Origin of the sequence: Yinghuangia soli, assembly GCF_021502675.1 — a bacterium.
Classification (GTDB): Bacteria; Actinomycetota; Actinomycetes; order Streptomycetales; family Streptomycetaceae; genus Yinghuangia; species Yinghuangia soli.
In genome coordinates this window covers 1-15433 of the sequence record NZ_JAKFHA010000050.1, presented here as the reverse complement: position 1 = coordinate 15433, position 15433 = coordinate 1, and the positions used below count along the sequence as shown (strand labels likewise).

At 73.0% G+C, this 15433-nt stretch carries 12 protein-coding genes; 11 read left to right on the top strand and 1 reads right to left on the bottom strand.

Annotated features, from left to right (window positions below; all coding sequences use genetic code 11):
* Positions 1-10: 10 nt before the first annotated feature.
* The 11 genes from LZ495_RS40595 (at position 11) to LZ495_RS40545 (ending at position 15017) form a co-directional block, all read left to right on the top strand.
* On the top strand, positions 11-2125 hold the full coding sequence (locus LZ495_RS40595) for a hypothetical protein (protein WP_235058261.1): 2115 nt from the start codon (positions 11-13) through the stop codon (positions 2123-2125).
* A gap of 5 nt (positions 2126-2130) precedes the next feature.
* On the top strand, positions 2131-2700 hold the full coding sequence (locus tag LZ495_RS40590; RefSeq protein ID WP_235058260.1) for a GtrA family protein: 570 nt from the start codon (positions 2131-2133) through the stop codon (positions 2698-2700).
* 40 nt (positions 2701-2740) lie between these two features.
* Positions 2741-4666, top strand: a complete 1926-nt coding sequence (locus LZ495_RS40585) for a TIGR03960 family B12-binding radical SAM protein (RefSeq protein WP_235058259.1) — start codon at positions 2741-2743, stop codon at positions 4664-4666.
* Positions 4667-4872: 206 nt separating this feature from the next.
* Positions 4873-6153: a hypothetical protein gene (locus LZ495_RS40580; RefSeq protein WP_235058258.1), complete on the top strand. Its 1281-nt coding sequence runs from the start codon at positions 4873-4875 to the stop codon at positions 6151-6153.
* A gap of 88 nt (positions 6154-6241) precedes the next feature.
* On the top strand, positions 6242-7039 hold the full coding sequence (locus tag LZ495_RS40575; RefSeq protein ID WP_235058257.1) for a TIGR03936 family radical SAM-associated protein: 798 nt from the start codon (positions 6242-6244) through the stop codon (positions 7037-7039).
* 192 nt (positions 7040-7231) lie between these two features.
* Positions 7232-10726: an Rne/Rng family ribonuclease gene (locus LZ495_RS40570; RefSeq protein ID WP_235058256.1), complete on the top strand. Its 3495-nt coding sequence runs from the start codon at positions 7232-7234 to the stop codon at positions 10724-10726.
* 463 nt (positions 10727-11189) lie between these two features.
* On the top strand, positions 11190-11504 hold the full coding sequence (gene rplU / locus LZ495_RS40565; RefSeq protein ID WP_235058255.1) for a 50S ribosomal protein L21: 315 nt from the start codon (positions 11190-11192) through the stop codon (positions 11502-11504).
* Positions 11505-11509: 5 nt separating this feature from the next.
* Complete coding sequence (gene rpmA, locus LZ495_RS40560; protein ID WP_235058254.1) at positions 11510-11764, top strand: 50S ribosomal protein L27; 255 nt, start codon at positions 11510-11512, stop codon at positions 11762-11764.
* A gap of 90 nt (positions 11765-11854) precedes the next feature.
* Positions 11855-13297 carry a GTPase ObgE gene (gene obgE / locus LZ495_RS40555; protein ID WP_235058253.1) on the top strand — a complete coding sequence of 481 codons (1443 nt, stop codon included), beginning with the start codon at positions 11855-11857 and terminating at the stop codon, positions 13295-13297.
* Positions 13298-13355: 58 nt separating this feature from the next.
* On the top strand, positions 13356-14486 hold the full coding sequence (proB, locus tag LZ495_RS40550) for a glutamate 5-kinase (protein ID WP_235058252.1): 1131 nt from the start codon (positions 13356-13358) through the stop codon (positions 14484-14486).
* Between the two features lie 93 nt (positions 14487-14579).
* Positions 14580-15017, top strand: a complete 438-nt coding sequence (locus LZ495_RS40545; protein ID WP_372498715.1) for a DUF8830 family protein — start codon at positions 14580-14582, stop codon at positions 15015-15017.
* A gap of 162 nt (positions 15018-15179) precedes the next feature.
* On the opposite strand, the gene LZ495_RS40540 is transcribed toward LZ495_RS40545, so the two are convergent.
* On the bottom strand, positions 15180-15433 hold a 254-nt coding region (locus LZ495_RS40540), incomplete at its 5' end, for an AMP-binding enzyme (RefSeq protein ID WP_443732567.1).

Here is a 15433-nt window from a genome sequence, read left to right as displayed (position 1 = left end):
CTAGGTGCTCGTGCTCGCAACAGTGTTTGTCCCGGCGACGCTGTGTCTTCTCGCCGCAGCCGTCATCGGAACGCTGGCGCTGGGGGTCCGCGGACTCGCGGACCGCATCGCGGTCACGCTGTGCTTGTCCCTGTTGGCGGTGAGCTGGCTGGTCAAGGCCCTCCTGGTGGCCGGCGCCTTCACCAAGGTGGGAGCCGCGCTCGGCGCCGGCGCCGTACTGGCCGCCACCGTCGGCCTCGTGTGGTGGTCGCCGACGCTGCGCACCCGGGTGACCGGCATACGCCTGCGGCGGCCGGCCCGTGCGGCCCGGGACGCCGGACGGCCCCGCGACCCCTTCAGACTTCCCGCGTTCGTGCTGCTGGCCATCACCGGCCTGGTCTATTTGCGCAGCCTCGTCATCGCATTGTGGCTGCCGCCGCGGGACATAGACACCCTCTGGTACCACCTCGTCGCGGTCGCCGGCTGGGTCCGCACCGGCGGTATGGACGCCCCGATCGAGGGCCTCTCCAAGGCGGGCGACCTCGACTGGGTCGTGGTGTCCGACACGTACCCGCGCGACACCGAGACGGTGACCGCGTGGCTGTCCGTCTTCACCCACAACAGCGACCTCGTGGGGCTCACGCAGTACCCGTTCCTGGTGCTGATGTTCGTGTCGACGTACGGCATCTGCCGCCGGCTCGGCACCGGGCGGGGGCTGGCGCTGAGCGCCGCCTCGGTCGCGGTGCTCGCACCGACCGTGGTGTCGCAGTCGTACATGGCCTACAACGACATCGCCCGGGCCGGCGTCGCGGTCGCGGTGTGGCACCTGCTGCTCATCGCCTACCCGCAGCGCGGCATATCCGCGGGCGGGCCGTCGCCCAAGGCCATGCTGGTGCTGACCGGTGCGGTGCTCGGGCTCGGGCTCGGCGTCAAGGCCGGCAACGGCTACCTGATCCCGTTCGCGGTGCTGTCCGCGCTGGTCCTGCGCTACACCGCCAAGCGCGGCCGCGCCGCCGAGGCCGGCGCCGCGGGGACCCCGGAGAGCTCGGAGACCGCGGGGGCCCCGGCCGCCGGGGACGACAAGAGCCCCGGCTGGAAGTTCGCGTCCGCCGCCCTGATCGTGCCGGCCGCCGTGCTCGGCTCCTTCTGGTACCTCATCACCTGGGCCCGCTGGGGCTCCCCGTTCTGGCCCATCAAGATGGGCCCCTTCGAGGGCCCCGAGACGATGGACTTCCTCGTCGAGTCGGCCCGGCCGCGCGAGTGGCAGGGCGACTCGATGCCGGTCGTCGTCTGGAAGTCCTGGTGGTCCGCGATCGACTGGGTCGGCGACCGGCACTGGTACGTCGAATGGACCGGCCAACTCGGCCTCACCTGGCTGCTGGTGCTGCTGCCCAGCGTGGTCGTCCTGGCCGTGCTCGCCGCCTGGCGCCGCCGCCACCTCGCGGCCGCCTTCGGCGTGGTCCTGCCGCTCATGGCGGGCACGCTGATGGGCCCCGGCGCCTGGTACTCGCGCTACACGATGCCGCTGATGGCGGCCGGCGCGGTCGCCTTCGCGGTGCTCGTGCAGGCCTGGCTCGACAAGCCCAAGCCGCGGACGCACCGCATCGCCCGGCGGGCCGCCCCCGCACTCGCACTCGCCGTCGCCGTGGCCGCCTGCGTCAGCCTGACCGGCCAGTTCCGGCACCCCACGTTCAGCCTCGACGAGGACCCGCACCAGCGGAACGCCGCGTCGACCAACAAGGTGCTCACCGAGTCCGCCTCGGTCCGCGACCTCGAAGGCATCTGGGGGCCGTACGCCAAGATCGACGAGCTGCCCGACGGCTCCCGCATCGGATTCTGCGCGGACGACTCTCCGCAGCAGTGGATCCCCATGGTCCTGATCGGGCGCGACTTCCGCCGCGTCCTCGTCGACCTGGGGGAGTGCGGGGACCCCGCCGGCGCCGCGCGGCTCATGGCCGAGAAGAACGTCCCCTACTTGTTCACCTACCGGGATTCGCCCATGGGCGAAGGAGTACTGGCCGAAGCCGGCGACCTGGGACTGGCCGACCTCGACGTGGTCGACAAGAGCGCCCCCCAGGCCTGGATGATCCAGTTGTTCCACGCGACGCCCGGCGCCCACGACTTCCCTTCGAGCGACGGGTCCTGATTGCCGTGCTGCGTCAACCCATCCAGCGGCTGCGCGCCCACCCGATGTTCCCCGAACTGGCGAAGTTCGCGGTCGTGGGCGGGACGGCCTACACGTCCGACGTCATCCTCTTCAACATCCTGCTCACCCAGGCAGACCTCGGCCCGCTGTCCGCGAAGGCAATATCCCTGTGCCTGTCCATCGTGGTCGCCTTCATCGGCAACCGGTACTGGACCTACGGCGAGCGCAACGGCGGCGAGGCCGCCTCCGAGGTCTCGCGGCAGGGCCTCTTCTTCGTGGCGATCACCCTCGTCGGCATGTCCATCCAGCTGGCGTTCCTGGGCTTCTCGCACTACGTGCTCGACTTCACGTCGCGGCTGGCCGACAACATCTCGGGCAACCTCGTCGGCATGGGCGTGGCCACCATCTTCCGCTTCTGGGGCTACCGCACCTGGGTGTTCCGGCATCAGCCCGCGGCCGCCGAGGACGCGGAACTGCCTGCCCAGGCGTCCTCCGAACCCGTGGCACCCGGGGCAAGCGGGACGGATGAGGACCCTGCGCCGGACGAGGTCTTGGAGCACTCCCGCAGGCATTAAGCTGGGAGGCTGTTCCCCCACCCCTGCCGGAGGCTGCGCCATGCCCGTCGAGTCGGTGTTCCCGCGGTTGGAGCCGCTCCTGCCCAAGGTGCAGAAGCCGATCCAGTACGTGGGCGGCGAGCTCAACTCGACCGTCAAGGACTGGGACGCGGCGGCCGTGCGCTGGGCGCTCATGTACCCGGACGCGTACGAGGTCGGCCTGCCCAACCAGGGCGTCATGATCCTGTACGAGGTGCTCAACGAGGTCGCGGACGTCCTCGCCGAGCGCACGTACGCGGTGTGGGGCGACATGGAGAAGCTCATGCGCGAGCACTCCGTACCCCAGTTCACCGTGGACGCGCACCGCCCGGTCGGCGCCTTCGACGTCTTCGGGGTGAGCTTCTCCACCGAGCTCGGCTACACGAACCTGCTCAACGCCCTCGACCTGTCCGGCATCCCGCTGGAGGCCAAGGACCGCGGCCTGGACGACCCGATCGTGCTGATCGGCGGGCACGCCTCGTTCAACCCCGAGCCCATCGCGGACTTCATCGACGCCGCGGTGGTCGGCGACGGCGAGCAGGCCGTCCTGCAGATCACCGACGTGATCCGGGCCTGGAAGGCCGAGGGCCGCCCGGGCGGCCGCGACGAGCTGCTCTTCCGCCTCGCGGTCACCGGCGGCGTCTACGTGCCGCGCTTCTACGACGTCGACTACCTCGAGGACGGCCGCATCCAGCGCGTCGCGCCGAACCGCTCCGGTGTGCCGTGGCGGGTGTCCAAGCACACCGTCATGGACCTCGACGAATGGCCGTACCCCAAGCAGCCGCTCGTCCCGCTCGCCGAGACCGTGCACGAGCGCATGTCGGTGGAGATCTTCCGCGGCTGCACCCGCGGCTGCCGCTTCTGCCAGGCCGGCATGATCACCCGCCCGGTGCGCGAGCGCAGCATCACCGGCATCGGCGAGATGGTGGAGAAGGGCCTCAAGGCCACCGGCTTCGAAGAGGTCGGCCTGCTGTCCCTGTCCTCGGCGGACCACACCGAGATCGCCGAGGTCGCCAAGGGCCTCGCGGACCGGTACACCGAGGACAAGATCGGCCTCTCGCTGCCGTCCACCCGCGTGGACGCGTTCAACATCGACCTGGCCAACGAGCTGACCCGCAACGGCCGCCGCAGCGGCCTGACGTTCGCCCCCGAAGGCGGCAGCGAGCGCATGCGCAAGGTCATCAACAAGATGGTCAGCGAAGAGGACCTGATCCGCACCGTCGCCACCGCGTACGGCAACGGCTGGCGCCAGGTGAAGCTGTACTTCATGTGCGGCCTGCCCACCGAGACCGACGAAGACGTGCTGCAGATCGCCGAGATGGCCAAGAAGGTCATCGCCAAGGGCCGCGAGGTCTCCGGCAGCCGCGACATCCGCTGCACGGTCTCCATCGGCGGCTTCGTGCCCAAGCCGCATACGCCGTTCCAGTGGGCCCCGCAGCTCGACCACAAGACCACCGACGAGCGCCTGCAGAAGCTCCGCGACGTCATCCGCGCCGACCGCCAGTACGGCAAGTCCATCGGCTTCCGCTACCACGACGGCAAGCCCGGCATCGTCGAAGGCCTCCTGTCCCGCGGCGACCGCCGGGTCGGCAAGGTCATCCGCGCAGTCTGGGAAGACGGCGGCCGCTTCGACGGCTGGAGCGAGCACTTCAGCTACGACCGCTGGATGCGCTGCGCCGAGACCGCCCTCGCCGGCGACCCCGTCGACGTCGACTGGTACACCACCCGCGAACGCGAGTGGAACGAGGTGCTCCCCTGGGACCACCTCGACTCCGGCCTCGACAAGGACTGGCTCTGGGAGGACTGGCAGGACGCCCTCGACGAGGTCGAGGTCGAGGACTGCCGCTGGACCCCGTGCTTCGACTGCGGCGTCTGCCCCCAGATGGACACCGAGATCCAAATCGGCCCCACCGGCAAGAAGCTCCTGCCTCTCTCGGTAGTGAAGTAGAAGCAACAGCACCCCCGAAGGCCCGGCCCCCAAAAGGAGCCGGGCCTTCGCCGTACCCGGACTGCTCGGCGCCCGCACCCGCCGGGCCCACCGGCGCCACAGCGCTTTGTGTCCTCCGCGCGGGTTACCGTCTTCGTTCCTGGTCGGAACCGTCCGTCCGGAGGGTGCGTCTTGGCGCGCATCGGGGCGTTCACGGGGAGGGGCACATGGGCGGCGACACCGGCAGGTCTCACCGCGGGTCGGAGGCGCCTGCGCCGGTGCGGCTCGAAAAGCGGAGCGGGCGTGATGCTGCCGAAGGCGGCTCGCCGGAGCCGGAGTCGGCAGCACCGGAGGCGAGTGCGCCGGGGTGGCTCGTCTGGCCGTTGCGGATCCTGGCGTTCGTGGTCGTCGTGCCCTTCCAATTGGTCGCCACTGCCCTGGCCGCAGTCTGGGCGGTCTTGTGCCGTTTCGGCCGTGCGATCCGCAGCCGCTTCGCGCGGTTCTTCCGCTTCCTCGGCCGCGGCCTCGCATGGCCGTTCAAGAAGCTCTGGCTCGGCCTCTGCGCCGTCGGCCGCGGACTTGCTTGGCTGTTCGGATACATAGGCCGCGGCCTCGTATGGGTTCTCAGGTACGTCGGTCGCGGACTCGCCTGGCCGTTCCGCCATCTGTGGCGCGGCCTCAAAGCGCTCGGCCGCGGCCTCGTCTGGCTGTTCGCCCGTCTGGGGGACGGGCTCGCCTGGCTCGGCCGCATCCTCGCGTGGCCGTTCGTTCGCATATGGCCTGTCCTGCGCCGTTTCTTCCCCTGGCTCGGCCGCATCCTCGCCTGGCCGTTCGTGCAGCTCTGGCGCGGGCTTGCCTGGCTGGGGCGCCACTTCGGACGGGGACTGCACCGGCTCGGCACCTGGCTCGTGGTCGGCCTCGTTTGGCTCGGCCGCATCCTCGCGTGGCCGTTCGTCCAACTGTGGAAGGGCCTGGTGTGGATAGCCGGTCCGGTGGGCCGCGTACTGGCCTGGGCCGGCCGGGCCACCGCTGCCGGGCTGCGGGCCGTCGGTGCGCTGCTGGCGTGGCCGCTGGTCCGGTTGTTCCGCGGGATGCGCTGGGGCGGCGGCCGCCTCGGGCGCGTGATCGGCACGGTCGGCCGGGCATTCGTGCAGGCCTGCATATGGGTCGGCACCCGTACGTGGCGCGTCGTGGCCTGGATCTTCATGATCCTGGCCTGGCCGTTCGTGGCCGCGTGGCGGTACGTCCTGGTCCCGGTCGGCCGGGCCGCACGCGACGCCCTGCGCTGGGCCGGCCGCGCCCTCGCCGCCCTCGGGCGGATCCTCGCGGTGCCGTTCGCCGCGCTCTACCGCTCCGTCCTCACCCCGGTCGGGCACGGCTTCCGCGCCGCGGGCCGGGCGACGCGCCAGGCCGCCGCGGAGACCGCCCGCGCGCTGCGCACCGCCCGGGCCGGTGTGGCGGCGACGCTGCGCGATGTCGGGCGGTCGCTGGGCCGAGGCGGCCGATGACGCGAGGGTGCGCGCTCCCCGTACCCTGGATCCGAGAGTCATCACTACTTCGCAGCATCCAAAGGACTGAGTAGCCCTGGCACGCCGAATGCCCGAAGGACCGCCGCCCGCTCCGGCCGTCCAGAAACTGCGCCTGCGCTACGCCAAGCGCGGCCGTCTGCGGTTCACCAGCCACCGCGACTTCCAGCGCGCGTTCGAGCGCGCGCTGCGCCGGGCCGAGGTGCCGATGGCGTACTCCGCCGGTTTCACCCCGCACCCCAAGGTGTCGTACGCCGGTGCCGCACCGACCGGTGTGGCGAGCGAGGCGGAGTACCTCGAGCTGTCGGTCGCCCGCCGCTGCGAGCCGGCCGAGCTGCGCGCGCTGCTGGACACGTCGCTGCCGCCCGGCCTGGACGTGCTGGACGTGGTCGAGGCCGCACCCGGCAACCTCGCCGAGCGCCTGCAGGCCTCGGTCTGGGAGGTCCGGCTGCCCGAGGTCGAGCCGGAGACCGCCCGCAAGGCGGCCGAGGCGTTCCTGGCCGCGGACTCGGTCGAGGTCGAGCGCATGACCAAGAACGGCCTGCGCACATTCGACGCGCGCGCCGCGGTCGCCGCCCTCGAGGCGGTCGACCGGTCCGATGATGAGATTGACGCAGGTCACCAGGGTGTCGATGGGAGCAGCGACCGACCCTGTGCGATACTGCGACTGGTTGTACGGCACACCACACCCGCCGTCCGACCCGACGACGTTCTGTCCGGTCTTCGCCTGGTCGCCGACCTCGCGCCGCCCGTACCCGCCGCGGTCACCCGCCTGGCGCAGGGGCCGCTCGACGCCGAGACCGGTGCGGTGACCGATCCGCTCGCGCCCGAGCATGCGGTGACCTCGACGGGGAACGAGGAACTGTAGGCGGGCTGTGGGGCGGGGCCGAAGCAACGGACCGCCGTCGACGCCTCCTCCGCCCGGATCGACCGGGCGCCAGAGGCGCATTCCGACAGACTTTCGTCGGCCCCGCCTGGTGCGGGGCCGGCGAGCGAGAGACGAGCTTCTGTGCGGCGCCCTCCTTGGAGCGCCCGGAAGCGTGACGGGAGACAGACCCGCATGCTCGAACACGAGCCGAACGGTGCGGCGTCCGACGACGCCCAGCCGCACGACACCGCCACGTCCAACGACGCCGCGTCCGGCGCGGACACGGGTGCGGCACCTGCCGCAGCCGAAGCCGCGCCGCCCGCGCGGCGCCGCCGCCGGGCCGCGAGCCGGCCGGCCGGCCCGCCGCAGGTGAGCGCCGAGACCCCCGAGCCGGAGAACACGCCGGCCATGGCGGCCGACGAGCCTGCCGCCCCCGCGGCAGCTGCCGAGCCCGCCGCCGACGCCGAGGCGCCGGAGGAGGAGACCGAGGCAGAGGCCGCCGAGGAGACCCCCGAGGCCGCCCCCGAGCCGGAGCCGGAGCCGGAGCCCGAGCCCGCGCCGCGGCGCGCCCGGCGTACCCGCAAGCGCGTGGCCGCCGAGCCGGAGCCGGTCGCCGAAGCCGCCCCCGCGGCCGAGGAGCCGGCCGCCGAGGCCGCCGCCGAGACCCCGGCCGCGGTCGAAGCCGCCGAGCCGGAGCCCGAGCCCGCGCCGCGCCGTACCCGGCGCACCCGCAAGCGCGTGGCCGCCGAACCGGAGCCGGTCGCCGAAGCCGCGGCCGACGAGAAGCCCGAGACCCCCGCCGAGCCCGCCGCCCCCGCGGCCGAGGAGCCGGCGCCCGCCGCCGAGCCGGAGCCCGCGGCCGAGGAGCCGGTCGCCGAGGCGCCGCCCGCGCGCGCCCGCCGGGCCGCCCCCGCGATCTTCCAGCCGCTGTTCCAGGCCCCCGAGGCCGGCGCGCCGCGGTTCGCCGCGCCGTCCGCCGCGCCCGCCGACGAGGCCGACGCCGACGACGAGCCGGCCGAGGAGCCGCGCACGCGCCGCCGCCGGACCCGCCGCAACCCGGCCGCCGAGGCCGCCGCCAGCATGACCGGCGTGACCGTCGCCGGTCCCGGAGCCGGCCAGGCCCGGATCGAGGACGACGAGGCCGACGCGGACGCCGAGTCCGCCGACCTCGACGCCGACGGCGAGGACACCGACGAGTCGGGCGACCGCCCGGCCCGCCGCCGTCGCCGGGGCGGCCGCCGCCGCCGCGGCCGCGGGGACGCCGAGCGCGCCGAGGGCGAAGGCGCCGACGACGCCGAGGACGCGGACGAGGACGCCGAGTCCGCGGACGCCGAGGCCGGCGACGACAGCGACGACGAGGACGGCGCGAGCACCACCAGCCGACGCCGGCGCCGGCGGCGCCGCCGCGACGGTGCCGACGCCGAGGCCCCGGGCGCCGACGACCCCGAGCGCACCGTGGTCAAGGTCCGCGAGCCGCGCCGCCGCAGCGACCGCGACTCCGCGGGCGAGGACGCCGGCGACGGCGTGCAGAGCGTCAAGGGCTCCACGCGCCTGGAGGCCAAGAAGCAGCGCCGCCGCGAAGGCCGCGAGCAGGGCCGCCGCCGCGTGCCGATCATCACCGAGGCCGAGTTCCTGGCCCGCCGCGAGGCGGTCGAGCGCGTCATGGTGGTCCGGCAGACCGGCGAGCGCACCCAGATCGGCGTGCTCGAGGACGGCGTGCTCGTCGAGCACTACGTCAACAAGGAGCAGGCCACCTCGTACGTCGGCAACGTCTACCTGGGCAAGGTCCAGAACGTGCTGCCGTCGATGGAGGCCGCCTTCGTCGACGTCGGCAAGGGCCGCAACGCGGTCCTGTACGCCGGCGAGGTCAACTTCGACGCGGGCTCCCCGCGCCGCATCGAGGCGGTCCTCAAGGGCGGCCAGTCCGTCCTGGTGCAGGTCACCAAGGACCCGATCGGCCACAAGGGCGCCCGGCTGACCAGCCAGGTCTCGCTGCCCGGGCGCTACCTCGTCTACGTGCCCGAGGGCACCATGACGGGCATCAGCCGCAAGCTGCCGGACACCGAGCGCGCGCGCCTGAAGACCATCCTCAAGAAGATCGTCCCCGAGGACGCGGGCGTCATCGTGCGCACCGCCGCCGAGGGCGCGAGCGAGGAGGAGCTGGCCCGCGACGTCACCCGGCTGCAGGCGCAGTGGGAGGACATCAAGAAGAAGGCGGCGACCGCGAACGCCCCGGCGCTGCTGTACGGCGAGCCGGACATGACGGTCCGCGTGATCCGCGACATCTTCAACGAGGACTTCACCAAGCTCGTCGTCTCCGGCGACGAGGCCTGGGAGACCGTCCACGACTACGTGTCGCACGTCGCCCCCGACCTGGCCCCGCGCCTGTCGAAGTGGACCGGCGAGGTGGACGTCTTCGCGACGTACCGCATCGACGAGCAGCTGATGAAGGCGCTGGACCGCAAGGTCTGGCTGCCCAGCGGCGGCTCGCTGGTCATCGACCGCACCGAGGCGATGGTCGTGGTCGACGTCAACACCGGGAAGTTCACCGGGCAGGGCGGCAACCTCGAGGAGACCGTCACCCGCAACAACCTGGAGGCGGCCGAGGAGATCGTCCGCCAGCTGCGGCTGCGCGACCTCGGCGGCATCATCGTCATCGACTTCATCGACATGGTGCTGGAGAACAACCGCGAGCTGGTGCTGCGGCGCCTGCTGGAGTGCCTGGGCCGGGACCGGACCAAGCACCAGGTCGCCGAGGTGACCTCGCTGGGCCTGGTCCAGATGACCCGCAAGCGGGTCGGCCAGGGCCTCCTGGAGGCCTTCTCGGAGACCTGCGACAAGTGCAACGGCCGCGGCGTGCTGGTCCGCATGGACTCGCCCGAGCAGAAGTCGGGCGGCGGCGGTTCGAGCCGCCGCCGGCGCGGCAAGGGCGGTTCGGGCAACGGCAACGGCAACGGTGCCGCCGAGCACACCCACGACACGCACGACGAGCACGCCGAGCTCCCGGCGTCCGCCGACGAGGCCGAGGCAGTGGACACGGCCGAAGAGGTCGAGCCGCTGGAGGTCGTCGAGCTGGTCGAGGTCGTGGCGGACGACGAGACTCCCGAGGCCGTCGTGATCGCCGAGACCGTGGTGGCCGAGGAGCCCAAGGCCGCCGAGCCCGCCGCCGAGGAGACCGCCGAGGCAGCGGACGAGGCCCAGGCCGAGCCCGAAGCCGAGACCCCCGCGGACGCCCCGACCGAGGCAGCCGCCGAGGCCGAGGCGGAGACCGGGACAGCGACCGAGGCAGAGGCAGAGGCAGAGGCCGAGCCGAAGAAGGCCGCCAAGCGCGCCCCGCGCAAGACGGCCGCCAAGAAGACCGCGGCGAAGAAGACCGCGGCCAAGAAGACGGTCGCCAAGAAGACCACGCGCAAGGCCGCTGCCGAAGCGGCCGAGGCCGAGGCCGGGGACGCCCCTGCGGCGCCTGCCGAGGCTCCCGAGGAGGCTCCGGCACCCGCAGAGGCCCCCACGGCCGCTGCGGACGCCCCCGCGGCGCCCGCCGACTCCGCCGAGGCCCCGGCCCCGGCGAAGCGGGCCCGCAAGGCACCGCGCCGGGCCACCCGCCCGGCCGGGGCCCCGGTGACGGACGGTACGGCCGCCCCGGCCGAGTCCGCCCCTGAGCCGGTCAGCGCGTCCAGCTCGAAGTAGTACCGCAACAGGCAACAGTCACCCCGTCGCGGCGCCCGGCAAGGTATCCGGGCACGGCGGCGGGGTGACTTGCGCCTGCCGCGGCACGTGGCCGGGGGCAAGAGGGCTCGGGACGCCCGGCGCAGGCCCGGCGCAGGCCCCGGCGACAGGTGCAGGGCACCGAGTTCCGAAGGGCGCGATCTGCTCGGCGTCCGCGTGGCCGGTGCTGCGCCGACGTGCAGGTCAGGCCGCCGGTGCCCGGCTCCGCGGCAGGTCGCCGGCCGCCGCTGCCGTCCCGGTCCTCGGGACGGACGGGGGCCGGTTTGACCCCACCCCGACACGGTCCGTACTGTTGACCCTCGGCATGTTTATGCCAAGCCTCTGAGCACCCACCTCCCGGCGGTCGCCGCCGGGGGAGGCCGCCCGGCATCGGTCGGGGTCGGCTGGCGTCAGGGGTTCCGATCGAACAGAGAGCGAGTTCGCGGTGTACGCGATCATTCGCGCCGGTGGCAGGCAGCACAAGGTTGCCATCGGTGATGTTGTCCAGGTCGACCGCGTCCAGGACGCGGCCGGCGAGACCGTCGAGCTTCCCGTGCTCCTCCTGGTCGACGGCGAGTCCGTGACGAGCGACCCGTGGGTCCTCGCGGGTGTGAAGGTGACGGCCGAGGTCGTCGACCACACCAAGGGCAAGAAGATCGACATCCTGAAGTACAAGAACAAGACCGGCTACCGCAAGCGCATGGGTCACCGCCAGCAGCACACCCAGCTGAAGGTCACCGGCATCGAGACCGGGAAGTAGAGGACATGGCACACAAAAAGGGCGCATCGTCCACCCGTAACGGCCGTGACTCCAACGCCCAGCGCCTCGGCGTGAAGCGCTTCGGCGGCCAGCTGGTGAACGCGGGCGAGATCATCGTCCGCCAGCGCGGCACGCACTTCCACCCGGGTGCCAACGTCGGCCGCGGCGGCGACGACACCCTCTTCGCCCTCTCCGCCGGTGCGGTGGAGTTCGGCACGCGCCGCGGTCGCCGCGTCGTGAACATCGTCCCGGCGGCCTGACGCCCGAGGGACCACCTTGCATGACCCGAAGGCGGACCGGACACCGGTCCGCCTTCGGGCTTTGTCGGCAACACCAGCTGGAGGTACAACGTGACCACCTTCGTCGACCGCGTGGTACTGCACGTCTCCGCGGGCAACGGAGGCCACGGCTGCGCCTCCGTGCACCGGGAAAAGTTCAAGCCGCTCGGCGGTCCGGACGGCGGCAACGGCGGCCGCGGCGGCGACGTCTCGCTGGTCGTCGACCCGAACGTCACCACGCTCCTGGAGTACCACCACTCGCCGCACCGCAAGGCCACCTCCGGCAAGCCGGGCGCGGGCGGCAACCGCAGCGGTGCCGACGGCAGCGACCTGGTGCTTCCGGTGCCCGACGGCACCGTCGTCAAGCGCCTGCTGCCCGGCGGCAAGGAAGAGGTCGTCGAGGACCTCGTCGGCAACGGCACCCGCTTTGTGCTCGCCCAGGGCGGCCGCGGCGGCCTCGGCAACGCCGCGCTGGCGTCCCCGCGCCGCAAGGCCCCCGGCTTCGCGCTGCTCGGCGAGCCCGGCGAGGGCGGCGACTACGTCCTGGAGCTCAAGACCGTCGCCGACGTGGCGCTGGTGGGCTACCCGAGCGCCGGCAAGTCGTCGCTGATCGCCGCGCTGAGCGCGGCCCGCCCCAAGATCGCCGACTACCCGTTCACCACGCTGGTCCCGAACCTGGGCGTGGTCACCGCGGGCGACACCGTCTACACCGTCGCCGACGTGCCCGGCCTGATCCCCGGCGCGAGCCAGGGCAAGGGCCTCGGCCTGGAGTTCCTGCGGCATGTCGAGCGCTGCAAGGCGCTCGTGCACGTGCTCGACTGCGCGACGCTGGAACCCGGCCGCGACCCGATCAGCGACCTGGACACCATCGAGGCCGAGCTGGCCGCGTACGGCGGCCTGGACGACCGGCCGCGCATCGTCGCGCTCAACAAGACCGACATCCCCGACGGCCGCGACCTCGCCGACCTGGTGCGCGCCGAGCTCGAGGGCCGCGGCCTGAAGGTGTACGAGGTCTCCGCGGTCAGCCGCGCCGGCCTGCGCGAGCTGTCCTTCGCGATGGCCGGCCTGGTCATGGACGCGCGCAACGCCGCACCGCCGGCCGAGGCGACCCGCATCGTGCTGCGCCCGGCCGCGGTCGACGACAGCGGCTTCACGGTCACCCGCCGCGACGACGCCTTCATCGTGCGCGGCGCCAAGCCGGAGCGCTGGGTGCGGCAGACCGACTTCTCGAACGACGAGGCGGTCGGCTACCTGGCCGACCGGCTGGCCCGCCTCGGCGTCGAGGAGGCCCTGTTCGAGGCGGGTGCCCGCCCGGGCGCCGAGGTGGTCATCGGCGACGACGAGAGCGGCGTGGTCTTCGACTGGGAGCCGACCGTCGCCACCGGTGCCGAGATGCTCGGCCGCCGCGGCGAGGACCACCGGTTCGACACGCCGCGCCCCGCGGTGCAGAAGCGCAAGGAGCGCGAGTCGATCGCCGAGCAGTACGAGGAATTCGATCCCTTCGCCAACGAGTGACCCGAAGTCACGGCAGGGACCAGCGGCCTGACGACACGTCAGGGGAGTGGAGTACGGCATGGCAGTCCCGGACCGGCGTGCCGACGTCACGTCCGCGCGCCGCATCGTGGTCAAGGTCGGCTCGTCGTCCTTGACCACCGCGGCGGGCGGACTGGACGCGGACCGCGTCGACGCCCTCGTCGACGTGCTCGCCGCCAAGCGCGCGGAAGGGGCCCAGGTCGTCCTGGTCTCCTCCGGCGCGATCGCGGCCGGTCTCGCGCCGCTGGGACTCGACCGCCGACCGCGCGACCTCGCCACCGCGCAGGCCGCGGCGAGCGTCGGCCAGGGCCTGCTGGTGGCCCGCTACACCGCCTCGTTCGCCCGCTACGGGCTGCGCGTCGGCCAGGTGCTGCTGACCGTCGACGACATGACCCGGCGCACCCACTACCGCAACGCGTACCAGACCCTGGACCGGCTGCTCACCATGGGCGCGATGCCGGTCGTCAACGAGAACGACACGGTGGCGACCGAGGAGATCCGGTTCGGCGACAACGACCGGCTCGCCGCGCTGGTCGCGCACCTGGTCCGCGCCGACCTGCTGGTGCTGCTGTCCGACGTGGACGGCCTGTACGACGGCGACCCGGCCAAGCCCACGTCCTCGCGGCTTGCCGAGATCCGCGGCCCCGAGGACCTGGCGGGCGTGGAGATCGGCAAGGCCGGCAAGGCCGGCGTGGGCACCGGCGGCATGGTGACCAAGGTCGAGGCCGCCCGGATCGCCACGACGGCCGGCATCCCGGTGGTGCTGACCGCCGCCCGGCACGCCTCCGAGGCGCTGACCGGCAAGGGGACCGGCACGTTCTTCCACCGCACCGGCGCGCGCGGCGCGGACCGGCTGCTGTGGCTGGCGCACGCGACCACCCCCCGGGGCCGCTTGGTGCTGGACGCCGGCGCGGTCGGCGCGGTCGCCGAGCGCGGCAAGTCGCTGCTCCCGGCGGGCATCACGGCCGTCGACGGCGGCTTCGCGGCGGGCGACCCGGTCGACCTTGTCGACGAAAACGGCAACATCATCGCCCGCGGGCTGGTCAACTTTGATGCAAAGGAACTCCCCGGACTCCTCGGCCGCTCCACCCACGAGCTGGCCCGGGAGCTGGGGCCGGCGTACGAGCGCGAGGTGGTCCACCGGGACGACCTGGTGCTGTTGCGCCGCTGACGTACGCGACGCGGGACCGGCACTGTGCAGGCCCGACGGCAACGACCAGGCCGCCGGGACGCCGCCCTGCGTCACCGACGGGAGGCGGACCGGGTGCAGGGACGTGGCAGGGAACTGCCCTGGGAGACCGCGCCTGCGGTGCGGGCCGAGGTGGACGGCGGTCCCGAGACGGGTGAGCCCATCCGGATCGAGGAGACCCGGATGTGGCACATCACCCTGACCGTGGCAGGCCGCGCGGTGCCGCCCGACGACATCCGCCGTGCCCTGGAACAGCTCGCGCACGACCACCCGTTCCTCCTGGCCGGCCGCTTCGCCGCGGACCATGCCGAGATCCGGTACTGGGAAGAGGCCCGCGACCTCCAGGATGCGGCGGCGCTCGCGCTGCGCCTGTGGGGCGAGCACCGCCGCTCGGCGGGTCTGCCGCCCTGGGAGATCATCGGCCTGGAGGTCGTGGACCGGGGGACGTGGCAGCAGCGCGCGAAGTCCCCGGGAGCCATGCCGATAGTGCCGGGCGGCGTCCAGCCGTTCTGACGCGGCCTGTGGACGACCGGGCGCCTGGAGACGCCGCCCGGGCACCTGGGGACCACGGCCGGGCGCCTGTGGACGACGCCCGGCACTGAGCCACACGCTTCTGCTAAACCCCCAGGTGGGGGCCTGTGGCGCCGGTCATATCGTCGTACCGAGCGAGCCCGGTCACGACTCGTCGGCCAAGTGCGCGTAGGTGCCCCGCAGTTCGCGCTTGAGGATTTTGCCGCTGGGGTTCTTCGGCAGGGCTTCGGTGATCACGACGTATTTGGGGACTTTGAACCCGGCGAGGCGCTCGCGGCAGTGCGCGGTGATCTCGTCGGGTTCGATCTTCTCGCCGGGCTTGGGGACGACGACGGCGGTGACGGCTTCGATCCAGTACGGGTGGGTGATCCCGAAGACGGCTGCCTCGGCGACGGCGG

Bases quoted from the DNA above. Each gene is read 5' to 3' on its own strand.
- proB (WP_235058252.1), top strand. From the start codon at position 13,356: ATGGCAGTCCCGGACCGGCGTGCCGACGTCACGTCCGCGCGCCGCATC.
- rpmA (WP_235058254.1), top strand. From the start codon at position 11,510: ATGGCACACAAAAAGGGCGCATCGTCCACCCGTAACGGCCGTGACTCC.
- LZ495_RS40575 (WP_235058257.1), top strand. From the start codon at position 6,242: ATGCCCGAAGGACCGCCGCCCGCTCCGGCCGTCCAGAAACTGCGCCTG.
- LZ495_RS40585 (WP_235058259.1), top strand. From the start codon at position 2,741: ATGCCCGTCGAGTCGGTGTTCCCGCGGTTGGAGCCGCTCCTGCCCAAG.
- LZ495_RS40580 (WP_235058258.1), top strand. From the start codon at position 4,873: ATGGGCGGCGACACCGGCAGGTCTCACCGCGGGTCGGAGGCGCCTGCG.
- LZ495_RS40570 (WP_235058256.1), top strand. From the start codon at position 7,232: ATGCTCGAACACGAGCCGAACGGTGCGGCGTCCGACGACGCCCAGCCG.